The sequence below is a fragment of the Sanguibacter sp. Z41_6 genome (assembly GCF_059621145.1).
This window is the reverse complement of record NZ_JCAQIF010000001.1, coordinates 980,571-993,501: the sequence shown is the minus strand read 5'-3', so window position 1 is coordinate 993,501 and position 12,931 is coordinate 980,571. Positions and strand designations below refer to the sequence as shown.

The following is a 12,931-nucleotide window of genomic DNA, read 5'->3' as shown; positions in this document are numbered from 1 at the left end:
CACCGCGGCGCACGTAGCACGCGCCGTGGTCCCGCGTATTGTGGTGTGCGTTATCGGTCTTTCTTCGCGATCCGGCCGAGCGGTCAGTCACTGACAGTACGGGAGCAAACAGTCACGGGGAGAGTCTCCCGTGGGGAGAACTCCCCACGGTGCGCGCAACCGCGCTTCAGCGAACCGCAGCTGGCGAGCGCGAGCCGCGAAGGGCTCGTAGCGCCAGGCGAGGAGCTCCTGATCGGGACGGTCCGCTCGGCGGGCCGGCAGGCTCAGCGCCATTCCGTGCATCTCCTGAAGTCCGTACTTGAGCACGGGGCCATCGACCTCCTGAAGGAGGTCCGCGGTGCAGAAGGTGAGCGCCTCGTCGCGCAGACGCTGGGCCTCCTCGAACGGCACGGGTGCGTGGCACTGCACGACGTCCACTGGGTGCGGGAGAGGTTGAAGAAGGCGGAGGCGTGGGGGCACGGCGGAGGCGTGAGAGCCGCCCAGGGCGACGTCTCCCCACATCACCGACACTTCTCCTCAGGGGTGAAGAAGCCAGCGAACCCTCATGCTTCCCCCGAGCCTGTGCGAAGCTCGCCCGGTGATCGAGCCGTTTGCACCAGGACTCCATGATGCCGTCCACACCAGCCGTGTGGAGGAACTCATCGCCGCAGGACTTGATCTGTCCCCGCAGTACGAGAGCATTCCTCAGGCCGAGGTGCCCGCGGTACTCGCACGGCACGTCGCCACAGTGGTTGAGCGCGAGCTTTCGGCGATGGAGCATGCGTCCCAGGCGTCGTGGATCAACTCGATATTGAGCACCTATGGCTCCGAAGCGGATGTCGTGGTTGCTCTGGACCGACTCGTTCGTCTTGAGCGAGGAACGGGATTCCGGTCACGCACCTATCGCCGGCCGCACACGCCACTCTCCGAAACGGCACTCCTCACCAACTCTCCCGGGGAGCCAAGCCTGAGCTTCGAGCTGAAGACTGAGCTCGTCAGTGCCGACAAGGTCGATCTGCTGTGCGCGTTCATCCGCTTCGCCGGCGTCAGGGTGATCAAGGATCAGCTCGCGGAACTCGCAGAGAACGACGTGCCTCTCAGGATCATCACGACGACCTATCGAGGAGTCACCGAGCGGCGCGCTCTCGACCTGTTGGTTCGCGAGCTCGGTGCGCAGGTCAAGGTCTCCTACGACACGCTCAGCACACGCTTGCACGCCAAGGCGTGGCTCATCCAACGAGAGTCTGGGTACGACACCGGCTTCATCGGGTCCTCCAACTTGTCCCGTACCGCGCTGATCGATGGTCTGGAGTGGAACGTCCGCATCTCCAGCGTGGCAACTCCTGCTCTCGTGAGAAAGTTCGAGGCGACGTTCGAGACGTACTGGAACGACCCGTCCTTCGAAAGCTACGACCCTGACCGTGACGGCGCGCGCTTCGATGCCGCGGTGAGCCGCGCCCAGGGCGAGCCGTCAGGCCAGATCATCTCCGGGCTCGACGTACACGCCCGGCCGCATCAGCTCTTGATGCTGGAAGCGCTCGCTGCCGAACGCACTCTGCATAACCGTCATCGGAACCTCCTCGTCGCCGCCACCGGAACGGGCAAGACGGTCGTCGCTGCGCTCGACTACCGGAATCTCTGCTCCGATGGGCACGAGCGCCCCACGCTTCTGTTTGTGGCGCATCGCAAGGAGATTCTGGAACAGGCTTTGCGCACCTACCGCGAGGTGCTCGCAGACGGCAGCTTCGGGGAGCTGCTCGTGGGTGGGAAGCAGCCGACTCGCTGGAAGCACGTGTTTGCATCGGTGCAGTCGCTGTCTGCCGCCGCCATACGCGCTCTGCCGGTTGACGCGTTCGAGGTCGTTGTCATCGACGAGTTTCATCACGCCGCCGCACCCAGCTACCGGACAATCCTCGACCACCTCGAGACCACGGAGCTCCTGGGGCTCACGGCAACGCCGGAACGTAGCGACGGCTTCGACGTCAGGGACTTCTTCGACGGCCGATCGGCGTTCGAGCTGCGCCTCTGGGACGCCTTGGACCAGGACCTGCTCGCACCCTTCCACTACTACGGCGTCGCTGACGGGGTCGATCTGTCCCGCATCGAGTGGCGTCGAGGCGGCTATGCGACAGGAGGACTGGACAAGGTCTACACAGGGAATGATGCCCGAGCACGAATCGTCATCGCAGCGCTTCACGATCGAGTCGCAGATCCTCGAACGATGCGGGCGCTCGGCTTCTGCGTGTCGGTCGCGCACGCGCACTACATGGCCGGCGTGTTCAACACTGCAGGAATCAGTGCTCGCGCCGTCACAGGACAGACTCCGGCGGAAGAGCGCACAGATGCCCTCTCCGGCCTTGCTGAAGGTTCGGTGCAGACGATCTTCACCGTGGACGTGTTCAACGAGGGAGTCGATATACCAAGCCTCGACACGCTCCTTCTCCTGCGGCCGACGGAATCCTCGATCCTCTTCCAGCAGCAGCTTGGGCGCGGCCTCCGCAGGACCGATGGCAAGGCGCTCCTGACGGTGCTCGACTTCATCGGTCAGCAACGCCGTGAGTTCCGATTTGCGGACAAGTTCCGTGCCCTCACCGGCACCTCCGCCCGCGACGTCGAGCGACAGGTCGAAGAAGGCTTCGCCTATCTTCCGTCGGGCGCTCAGATCGTCCTCGACGAGGTGAGTCGCGATGTCGTGCTCGCGAACATCCGGCAGGCGACGCGAGGGTTGAAGGCGGAGCGGATCCGGGAGCTGCAGGATGTCGGAGACGTCGGTCTCTCCGAGTACCTAGCCCGCGCAGCACGATCCGTTGCTGATGTGTATGCCAAGGGGGGTTCCTGGACCGGCCTGCGTCGGGCTGCCGGGTTCGACAGATCCCGAGGCAATGAGGAGGAGACGCTCCTCCTCAAGAAGCTGTGGCGGTTGACGTTCGTCGACGACCTCGACCGCGCGCACCACTACTCGCTCCTGGCCACACCTGACGGCCCGCGTGTCGATGAGCTAGATGACAGGGGGCGGACATACGCGGCCATGCTGCTGGCGATCCTCTGGCCTTCGTGGACGGGCTTGGCCGACCTGGCTGATGGCTTGTCCCGATTGCGGGCCAACGTTGCCGTCTGCACGGAGATCCGCGAGCTTCTCACCCATGTGACTCAAGCCAGCCGTCGCTTGACGAGCTCCCTTCGTGGAGACCTCGCAGGCGTTCCCCTCTACGCACATGCGACGTATCACCGGGAAGAGATCTTGATTGCCACAGGCTGGGCGGAGTTCTCCGAGACGGGGCGCTCCCCCAAAGGCCATGCCGCTGGTGTCGTCTGGGTCCCAGACATCCAGACTGATGTCTTTCTTGCGACGATCCGAAAAGATGCCAAGGACTTCTCGCCTCAGACCATGTACCGCGACTATCCGATCAGCCTGACCCGCTTCCACTGGGAATCCCAGCATGCGACGAGCATCGACTCAGCACCTGGTCAGCGTTACACCCACCACACGCAACGTGGAACATCGGTCCTCATCTTCACGCGAATCACCTCGTCGAACGAGCTGGGCGCCGCGCCGTACCTCTGCCTCGGTCTGGCTCGGTACCTCGAGCATCGGGGGAGCCGTCCTATCGCGATCACGTGGGAGCTCGAGGTACCGATGCCCGCCGACGTGTTCATGGAGGCGAGCGTCGCCGCCTCGTGACTCAAGGTCATCCTCTTCCTGCCGATCCTCCTGGCATGAGTGAGGACCTGACAAACCTGCCTGGACTGGGCGCGGAACAGTTGGCGTCCCGCGCGGCACGCCGAGCCGCGAAACTGCGGCAGGACCAGGCGGTGGCGCGAGGCGCGGACAGCGCCGTCGAGGAACAGCTCGCTCATGCGGTCCGCAGACAGCGCAACTATTCGCAGGGCGCAGAGGGCGAGCGCCTCGTCGCCCAGGCCCTGGGGGCCCTCGAGCGGTACGGATGGGTGGCTCTGCACGACATCCACTGGCCCGGCCGCCCGCAGGCGAACATCGACCATGTGGCTGTCGGTCCCGGTGGTGTCGTCATCATCGACGCGAAGAACTGGACCGGCCAGGTCGTGGTCGAGGGGGCCATCCTGCGGCAGAACGGGTACTCGCGAGCGCGGGACACCGCCGCCGTGGCGGAAGCGACGAGCGCAGTCGCCTCGCTCCTCGCACCCGAGCACCGCACGGCGACCCGTGCCGTGCTGTGCCTCGTCGGCCAGGACGTCGAGCCGGTCGACGTCGGTCGCACGATCGTCGTCGGGCGGTCTGAGCTCCTCCGACACCTTGTCTCGCTCCCGCCCCGGCTCTCGGCGTACGAGGTTGCCGACGTCGCGCGGCACCTCACCGCGACGCTCGCCGGGGCCCGCTCCCCCACGGTGCTCAGCACCGCAGACCTTGAGCGACCGTCACGTCGGCCTCTCCCGCGCACTCCCGACGGCGCTGGCACGCCCACGGTCAACCGGCCAGTGCGCCGCCCGACCGGGGCACGCGGGACGTCGGCGCGCGCCGGCGCACGTCCGGCACGCCGGACCGGCGGGACACGCCGGGTCCGACGTGTGCTCATCAAGGCCGCCGTGATCGTGGCGATCATGGTCTGGGGCCCGACCGTCGTCACCGGGCTCGCACAAGCATTTTCCGCCAGTCTGACGTCAACCGTCGCTCCCCCGAGCCCGGGTTCCACCCCTCCGGCACCCGGTCCACCGCCGCCCGCACCCGATCAGCTGCCGCCGGCTCCCACCTCATAGCAACCCCGCTGTGTATCGTTAACAACCACGCAAGTCGTGCGACTCAAATCGTTTCGGCTTGTAGTCAGCGCGCCGTCACCGACGACGGGCGCACCCGTCAAGGAGGACACATGCATTCCAGCCCCGCACCCGACCCCACGTTGAGCCACCGCCGCACTCAGACGGCGCTCACGGTTCTCGGTCCGGACGGGACTCCGCTCGCCGACACCGAGGTGACGGTCGCGCAGCGGGACCACGCGTTCGGGTTCGGCAACATCGGCTTCGACATGGTGGCGCTCGCCAACGCCGAGGACGGCGGGGCCATCAACTTCGGCGGGGCGACGAACAACCTCGAGCAGCTCGCAGAGCAGTGGCTGGGCATCTACAACTCCGCGACCCTCCCGTTCTACTGGGGTCGGTTCGAGCACGAGCGCGGCAAGCCGGACACCGCGCGGCTGCTCAAGACGGCCCAGTGGTTCAAGGACCGCGGCATCCGCACCAAAGGACACCCCCTCGTCTGGCACACCGTGCAGCCCGACTGGCTCCTCGACCTCCCGACGGACGAGATCGAGCGTCTCCAGCGTGAGCGCATCCGCCGCGACGTCGCGGACTTCGCGGGTGTCATGGACACGTGGGACGCGATCAACGAGGTCGTGATCATGCCGGTGTTCACCAACGGCGACAACGGCATCACGAACCTCGCCCGCGAGAAGGGCCGCATCCACATGATCCGGATGGCGTTCGAGGAGGCCCAGGCCGTCAACCCGAACGTCAAGCTGCTCCTCAACGACTTCGACATGTCGACGGCGTACGAGTGCCTCATCGAGGGTGTCCTCGAGGCGGGCATCAAGGTCGACGCCCTCGGTCTGCAGAGCCACATGCACAAGGGCTACTGGGGCGAGGAGAAGACCTTCAACGTCCTCGACCGCTTCTCCCGGTTCGGGCTGCCCCTGCACTTCACGGAGACCACCCTGCTCTCGGGCGACATCATGCCCGCGGAGTACGTGGACCTCAACGACTACCAGGTCGAGAGCTGGCCCTCCACGCCCGAGGGCGAGGAGCGCCAGGCGGACGAGATGATCCGTCACTACCGCAACCTGCTGTCCCACCCGTCCGTGCACGCCATGACGTACTGGGGCCTGTCCGACGAGGGCATGTGGCTCGGCGCCCCCGGTGGCCTCATCCGCGCCGACGGCACCCCCAAGCCCAGCTACGACGCGCTCCGCGACCTCGTCAAGGGCGAGTGGTGGTACGCACCCACGACGCTGCGCACCGACGCGCAGGGTCAGGTGCAGGTCGAGGGCTGGCTCGGTGACTACGACGTCACCGCAGGCGGCACGACGGCCTCCGTCACCCTCGACACCATCGGTGCCAGCACCGCCCAGGTGCAGCTGCCTCGCTGAACCGAGCACCACGAGCGCCCGTCACGCTGACCGCGTGACGGGCGCTGCCCGTACCTCGTCGATCACAGGAGACTGACATGGTTCGTCCGATCACCTTGTTCACCGGCCAGTGGGCCGACCTGCCCTTCGAGGAGGTCGCGCGCCTCGCCTCCGGCTGGGGCTACGACGGCCTCGAGATCGCCTGCTGGGGCGACCACCTCGACCCCTGGCGCGGGGCGGAGGACGACGCGTACATCCAGTCCCGGCTCGACATCCTCGAGCGGTACGACCTCAAGGTCTACGCGATCTCGAACCACCTCAAGGGCCAGGCCGTCTGTGACGACCCGATCGACGAGCGCCACCGGGACATCCTCCCCGACCAGGTGTGGGGCGACGGCGACCCCGAGGGCGTGCGCCAGCGTGCCGCCGAAGAGATGAAGATGACGGCCCGCACCGCCGCCCGCCTCGGCGTCGAGACCGTCGTGGGCTTCACGGGCTCGTCGATCTGGAAGTACGTCGCGATGTTCCCGCCCGCCTCCCAGGCCATGATCGACGCCGGGTACCAGGACTTCGCGGACCGCTGGAACCCCATCCTCGACGTCTTCGACGAGGTGGGCGTGAAGTTCGCGCACGAGGTCCACCCGAGCGAGATCGCGTACGACTACTGGACGACGGTCCGCGCGCTCGAGGCCATCGGCCACCGCGAGGCGTTCGGCCTCAACTGGGACCCCAGCCACATGGTGTGGCAGGACATCGACCCCGTGAGCTTCCTGTGGGACTTCAAGGACCGCATCTACCACGTGGACTGCAAGGACACGAAGAAGCGGATGACGAACGGTCGCAACGGCCGGATGGGCTCCCACCTGCCGTGGGCGGACCCGCGGCGCGGCTGGGACTTCATCTCCACCGGTCACGGCGACGTCCCCTGGGAGGACGCCTTCCGGATGCTCAACACCATCGGGTACACCGGCCCCATCTCCGTCGAGTGGGAGGACGCCGGCATGGACCGGCTCGTCGGAGCCCCCGAGGCCCTCGCGTTCGTCAAGCGCCTCGCTCTCGACGCCCCCGACGCCGCGTTCGACGCCGCGTTCTCCGCCCGCGACTGACCACCCCCACCCTCCGGAAGGACCATCAGCCATGGCTGACAACGCACGCCCCCGCCTCGGCGTCGGGATGATCGGGTACGCCTTCATGGGCGCCGCCCACTCCCACGCCTGGCAGACCGCCCCCCGCTTCTTCGACCTCCCGATGAACCCCGAGCTCACGGTGCTCGGCGGCCGGAACGAGACCGCGGCACGCGCGGCCGCCGACCGCTTCGGGTGGCAGTCCGTCGAGACCGACTGGCGCGCGCTCATCGCCCGCGACGACGTCGACCTCGTCGACATCTGCACCCCCGGAGACACCCACGCCGAGATCGCCATCGCGGCCCTCGAGGCCGGCAAGCACGTGCTGTGCGAGAAGCCGCTGGCCAACACCGTCGCCGAGGCCGAGCTCATGGCCGCCGCGGCCGCCGACGCCGCGACGCGCGGCATCATCTCGATGGTCGGGTTCTCCTACCGCCGCGTCCCCGCCATCCAGCTGGCGCGTCAGCTCGTCGCCGACGGGCGCATCGGCACCGTCCGCCACGTGCGGTGCCACTACCTGCAGGACTGGCTCACCGACGAGAACACACCGCTCTCGTGGCGCCTCGACAAGGAGAAGGCCGGCTCCGGCTCCCTCGGCGACATCGGTGCCCACGTCATCGACCTCGCGCAGTTCATCACCGGCGAGGACATCACCGGCGTCTCCGCGCTCCTCGAGACGTTCGTGCCCGAGCGCCCCGTCGCGGAGAGCTTCACCGGCCTGTCCGGGACGGCGGGCAGCGAGCGCGGCCCGGTGACAGTCGACGACGCCGCCGTCTTCCTCGCGAAGATGTCCGGCGGTGGGGTCGGCATCTTCGAGGCGACCCGGTTCGCCGCGGGCCGCAAGAACGCCATCCGCGTCGAGATCAACGGGTCCAACGGCTCGCTCGCCTTCGACTTCGAGGACATGAACGTCCTGCACTTCTTCGACGCGAACGACCCCGCAGGCCAGACCGGCTTCCGACGCATCATCGTCACCGAGCCCGAGCACAGCTACATGGCGAACTGGTGGCCCACCGGCCACGGCCTCGGGTACGAGCACGCGTTCACCCACCAGGTCGTCGACCTCGTCGGGGGCATCGCGTCCGGCGTCGCACCGGCGCCGTCCTTCGCGGACGGCCTCGCCATCCAGAAGGTCCTCGCCGCGATCGAGGACAGCGCGGAGCACGAGAGCACCTGGACGACCGTCGGGACCCCGGCCGCACGCGGGACGCAGCCCGCGAGCTAGCGACCCTCAGCGGTCGTGGGTGGGCGCCCGTCCGGCGGACCGGCGCCCACCCACGACCATGTGCGCGAAGTATGCGAGCGCACCCGCGAGGAGCGTCACGCGCAGCACCGCGAACACCGCGAGGCCGACGACGGCGCCCACGAGGCCCCCGGTCGGCCCGGCGACGAGCCGCCCGAGCACCGCGAACACAGCGACGACGACGACAGCCGCGACAGCCGCGAGGAGCATCTCGAGCAACGCGTCGGTGAGGTCGCGGCGCAGCTGGCGCGGCAGCTCCCGCAGCTCCGCGCGGAACACCTCCCCGGGCGATGCCTCCCTCGGTGCGCCCGAGGCCATGCCCGCGTGCAGGTGCGCGGCCGGGACGTCGGCCGACGGTGCGGAACCCGGCATCGCCGGGTGCGGGGTGGTCGGCACCCGCTGGTCGTAGGGCACCCGCTGGTCGTAGGTCATGCGTCCATTGTCAGGTTGTGGCCCCGTCTCCAACACCCCCCAGGTCCCGTCGGCAGGGGGACGTCTCCCCATCGCGCCCCCCGGGGCCGGCCCGTCATCCTGGGACCTCCCGTCACCCACCGAGAGATCCCATGCCGTCACGTACCGTCCCCGCCCGCCGCACATCCCCTCCGCGCTCCGGCGTGACAGCGATGATCGCGACCGTCGTCCTCGTCCTCGCCGCGTGCTCCCAGGACACGGAACCGCAGGAGGACCCGTCTGCGGACAGCCCGTCCGGCAAGACGACCGGCATCCCGGCGCAGTGGTCGGAGGGGATCGAGGACGGCCTCGCGCGGTACCCCGACATCGGGTCGACGGGCATGAGCAGCTTCGACTGGGAGTGCCCCATCGTCGACCGGATCGACGTGGACGGCACGACGATGAAGAAGAGCACGACGGCGTTCTGGAAGCTCGGTGAGGGCGTCCACGAGATCGAGTGCGCGTTCTACCCACCGACCCCGGTGTCGTTGCGCTACGCGGAGGCGACCGACGACGCCGCCTACGCCGACCTCGAGGACGCCACGGGCGCGTTCGAGCAACCGGGGAACGAGCAGGTGGAGGACGAGGTGACCGTCGGGGAACGCACCTACACGACCGTCACCTGGGAGTACCCGACGAATCCCGCAGCGGGCACGATGTTCGTCGCCTGCCACCTCGAGCCGGAGGCCCGCACGCGGGCGTGCCTCGAGGTCTCCGACTCCGACGAACGGAGCACGGACTACGACGCCGATCAGGCCGCGCACGACCTCGACGCCATCCTCTCCGCGGAGGGCTGAGCGAGACCCGTCCGCCGTCCAGGGCGCCGCGGCCCCCCGGGTACGGATCCGTGAGCGGTTCCCCGCTCGGGCACCGACCATCGCGCGCGACATGCCGGTCGCCCTCCCGTGCGGCAACGAACGACGGGCCGACCCGCGGCGCCCCTCCCGCTGGGAGGAGCTCCGGGGCCGGCCCGTCGGTGCGAACCAGGACTAGCTCGCCGCGTCGTCCTGCTCGACGTCGAGGACGATGAAGTCCTCGTCGAGGTAGACGTCGACCTCGCTGCCGTCGACGAGGCGCACCTCGACCTCGTACCCGGAGCGGTCGCGGTCGATGTCGGTCACCTCGCCCTCGCCCGTCTCTGCGAGCGCGGCCTCGCTGGCCTGGGTGCGCTCGTCGGCGGTGAGGGCCGCGTCGTCGCCACGTGGTGCCCCGTCGGGGCCCCCGCGGCCGTCAGGGGACGCGCCCCCTCCGTCGCGGCCCGTGTCGCCGTCACTGTCGCTGTCACGGTCCTGCATGTCACGGTCGTCCGAGTCACGCTCCTGCATGTCACGGTCGTCCGAACCACGGTCGTCCGGGCCGGGACGACCCTCGTCCTGACCGCCACGGTTCCGGTCGTCACCGCGGTGCTCGTACCAGTCGTCGCGGTCGTCGTAGCGGTTGTGGGGACGGTCGTCGTCGTTGTCGAGGACCTCGTCGGCGACAGCGGCGCCGATCCCACCGACGGCGAGGAGGATCACGGCGGTGCCGCCGATGAGGGCGGCACGGTGCTGGCGGGTGCCCTTGGTCCGCCAGTCCGGCTTCCCGTCACCCTGCGGGTGCGGGGCGCCCGGGCCGGGCGGCGTGCCCGGAGGGGTCGAGCCGGGAGGCACCGAGCCTGCGGGCGTGTACCCGGCGGGAGCGGGAGCAGCAGGACCACCAGAGGTGGCTGCGGGGGTCGGGTCGGACGCCGCAGGGACCGGCGCCGACGGTTCGGGTGTGGTCGGGTTCTGGGGTGTGGTGTTCTCGTTCATGGCTCCAGCGTCTCTCCGGGTCGCTGAAGCCAACCTGAACGCCCGTCGGCTCCCGATGTGAGGTGGGCCACAGCCCGGCGCGGGCCCAGTCGTCGCGGGCCCGGTCGTCGCGGGCCTGGTCGTCGCGGGCCTGGTCGTCGCGGGCTAGTCCTCGCCGAGCGCCGGCAGCGTGACGACGAACCGCGCCCCACCCAGCGGCGAGTCCGCGACGGTGACCGTCCCGGCGTGCACCCGGACGATGTCGGCGACGATCGCAAGCCCGAGCCCGCTGCCACCGGCGTCGCGCGCCCGGGCGTCGTCGAGCCGCACGAACCGCTCGAACACCCGCTCCCGGTCCTCCTCCGGGATGCCGGGACCGTCGTCGTCGACGACGAGCCGGACCTCGTGGGCGGACCCTCCCGGCACCGGCCCCACGGCGAGCGCCACCCGCTCACGGGCGTGCCGCGCGGCGTTGTCGACGATGTTGCGCACGAGCCGTGCGAGCATCCGCGGGTCCCCCTCGACCCGCGCCGGCTCGATGCCGGTCGCGTCGACCGTGAGCGAGGCCGTGTCCCGCAGGCGCCTGACCTCGGCGAGCAGGACGTCGTCGAGGTCCACGGGGCGGCGCTGGAGCTCCGCCGTCCGCTCGTCGAGGCGGGTGAGGAGCAGCAACGACTCGACGAGGTCCTGCAGACGCATCCCCTCGGCGAGGACGACCGACGCGAGCTCACCCTCGGGCAGGGCGTCCGGGTGGTCGCGTTCGAGCTCGGCGTACTGACGGATCGCCGCGATGGGCGAGCGGAGCTCGTGGGAGGCGTCGGAGACGAACTGCCGCTGCTGGCGGTGGGAGCGCTCCAGGCGCTCGAGCATGCGGTTCATGGTCCGCGCGAGCCGGTCGATCTCGTCACCCGTCTCGGGGACGGCGACGCGCCGGTCGAGGTCGGCGCCACCGATCGAGTCGACCTCGCTGCGGATCTGCTCCACGGGAGACAGGGCACGGCCGACGATCCGCCACGTCGTGAGCGCGACGATGCCGAGCGCGAGCGGCACCCCGACGAGCAGCAGGCCCGTCGTCGCGTCGACGGCGTCCTCGACGCTGTCCAGGGAGTACGCGGCCCGCAGCTCGTAGGGGCCACCGGGGACGTCCACGCGCTGGGTGACCACGAGGTACTCGTCGCCGTCGAGCTCTGCCCGGGCGGGCTCGCGGCCGGTGCGCGGCAGGGTGAGGCCGGTGGTGTCCTCCGTCTGGGCGACGACCCGGCCCCGCTCGTCGAGGAGCTGCAGCAGGCGGTCGTCCTCGTTCTCCGCCTGCACCCACTCGCCGGCCGCGTCCCGCTCCCGGTCGGGACCACCACCGCGTCGGTCGGCGGCGTCCTCGAGCTGCTGGGCGAGCACCTCCGTGTCCGCCTCGGCGGTCGTGGCCACGCCGTCGGTGAGGGTCGAGCCGAGCAGCCCGACGAACGCGAACGACCCGGCGAGCAACGAGACGCCCACGACGGCGACGGCGCCGAGGGTGGCGCGGGCCCGCACGGACGCGGGGCGCCGCGGGCTCCTACCCACCGTCGGCGGCCAACCGGTAGCCCGAGCCGCGCAGCGTCTCGATGGCGGAGCGTCCGAAGGGGCGGTCGAGCTTGTTGCGCAGGTGCCGGACGTACACCTCGACGATGTTGGGGTCGCCCTCGAAGTCGAAGTCCCACACGTTGCCGAGCACGTCGCGCTTGCTCACGACGTCACCCTTGTGGCGCAGGAGGAACTCGAGGACGGCCATCTCCCGCGAGGTGAGCTCCACCTCGGTGTCGCCGCGCCACACACGGCGGGCGGCGGGGTCCATCCGCAGGTCCCCGGCCTCGAGGACGGTCGGGCGGTCGCGCGCTCCGCGTCGCACGAGCGCGCGCAGCCGGGCGACGAGGACCGCCGACGCGAAGGGCTTGGTGAGGTAGTCGTCGGCGCCGGTGTTGAGCGCGGTGACCTGGTCGTCGTCACCGTCGCGCGCGGTGAGCATGAGGACCGGCGTCCAGTTCTCCTGCGCGCGCAGCCGCTCGCACACCTGGGTGCCGCTGAGCCCGGGCATCATGACGTCGAGGACGATGGCGTCGTACGTGTTCTCCTCGGCGAACCACAGGCCGTCGACGCCGTCGTGCGCGAGGTCCACCGCGAAGCCCTCGGCCTCGAGGCTGCGCCGGATGCCCTCCGCGAGGCGCACCTCGTCGTCGACCACCAGGACTCTCATGCGTTCCAGTCTGCCGCGACGGGCCTGAAGCCGCACTGAAG

11 protein-coding genes are annotated in these 12,931 nt (G+C 69.6%); 6 read left to right on the top strand and 5 right to left on the bottom strand.

Annotated features, from left to right (window positions below):
- Positions 1 to 87: 87 nt before the first annotated feature.
- Positions 88 to 390 carry a hypothetical protein gene (locus AC54T1_RS04660; RefSeq protein WP_496911202.1) on the bottom strand — a complete coding sequence of 101 codons (303 nt, stop codon included), beginning with the start codon at positions 388 to 390 and terminating at the stop codon, positions 88 to 90.
- Between the two features lie 187 nt (positions 391 to 577).
- Between AC54T1_RS04660 and AC54T1_RS04655 the strand changes: the two genes are divergently transcribed.
- The 5 genes from AC54T1_RS04655 to AC54T1_RS04635 all read left to right on the top strand — a co-directional run bounded on the left by AC54T1_RS04655 (position 578) and on the right by AC54T1_RS04635 (position 8,423).
- Positions 578 to 3,661, top strand: a complete 3,084-nt coding sequence (locus AC54T1_RS04655) for a DEAD/DEAH box helicase (protein WP_496911201.1) — start codon at positions 578 to 580, stop codon at positions 3,659 to 3,661.
- A gap of 35 nt (positions 3,662 to 3,696) precedes the next feature.
- Entirely contained in the window at positions 3,697 to 4,713 is a 1,017-nt protein-coding gene (locus AC54T1_RS04650) for a nuclease-related domain-containing protein (RefSeq protein ID WP_496911200.1), read from the top strand.
- A 110-nt stretch (positions 4,714 to 4,823) separates the two neighbouring features.
- Entirely contained in the window at positions 4,824 to 6,095 is a 1,272-nt protein-coding gene (locus tag AC54T1_RS04645) for an endo-1,4-beta-xylanase (protein WP_496911199.1), read from the top strand.
- A gap of 77 nt (positions 6,096 to 6,172) precedes the next feature.
- Positions 6,173 to 7,180, top strand: a complete 1,008-nt coding sequence (locus AC54T1_RS04640; protein ID WP_496911198.1) for a sugar phosphate isomerase/epimerase family protein — start codon at positions 6,173 to 6,175, stop codon at positions 7,178 to 7,180.
- A gap of 31 nt (positions 7,181 to 7,211) precedes the next feature.
- Positions 7,212 to 8,423, top strand: coding sequence for a Gfo/Idh/MocA family protein (locus AC54T1_RS04635; RefSeq protein ID WP_496911197.1), 1,212 nt, complete (start codon positions 7,212 to 7,214; stop codon positions 8,421 to 8,423).
- Between the two features lie 6 nt (positions 8,424 to 8,429).
- On the opposite strand, the gene AC54T1_RS04630 is transcribed toward AC54T1_RS04635, so the two are convergent.
- On the bottom strand, positions 8,430 to 8,873 hold the full coding sequence (locus AC54T1_RS04630) for a hypothetical protein (RefSeq protein WP_496911196.1): 444 nt from the start codon (positions 8,871 to 8,873) through the stop codon (positions 8,430 to 8,432).
- A gap of 182 nt (positions 8,874 to 9,055) precedes the next feature.
- On the opposite strand from AC54T1_RS04630, the gene AC54T1_RS04625 reads away from it, so the two are divergent.
- Positions 9,056 to 9,688: a hypothetical protein gene (locus tag AC54T1_RS04625; protein ID WP_496911195.1), complete on the top strand. Its 633-nt coding sequence runs from the start codon at positions 9,056 to 9,058 to the stop codon at positions 9,686 to 9,688.
- Positions 9,689 to 9,880: 192 nt separating this feature from the next.
- Here the strand turns inward: AC54T1_RS04625 and AC54T1_RS04620 are convergent, their stop codons facing one another.
- From AC54T1_RS04620 to AC54T1_RS04610, 3 genes are all read right to left on the bottom strand, one after another.
- Positions 9,881 to 10,681, bottom strand: a complete 801-nt coding sequence (locus AC54T1_RS04620; protein ID WP_496911194.1) for a hypothetical protein — start codon at positions 10,679 to 10,681, stop codon at positions 9,881 to 9,883.
- Between the two features lie 144 nt (positions 10,682 to 10,825).
- Entirely contained in the window at positions 10,826 to 12,220 is a 1,395-nt protein-coding gene (locus AC54T1_RS04615) for a sensor histidine kinase (RefSeq protein WP_496911193.1), read from the bottom strand.
- On the bottom strand, positions 12,213 to 12,890 hold the full coding sequence (locus AC54T1_RS04610) for a response regulator transcription factor (RefSeq protein ID WP_496911192.1): 678 nt from the start codon (positions 12,888 to 12,890) through the stop codon (positions 12,213 to 12,215). Before AC54T1_RS04610 ends, AC54T1_RS04615 begins: the two co-directional genes overlap by 8 nt.
- Positions 12,891 to 12,931: the final 41 nt, after the last annotated feature.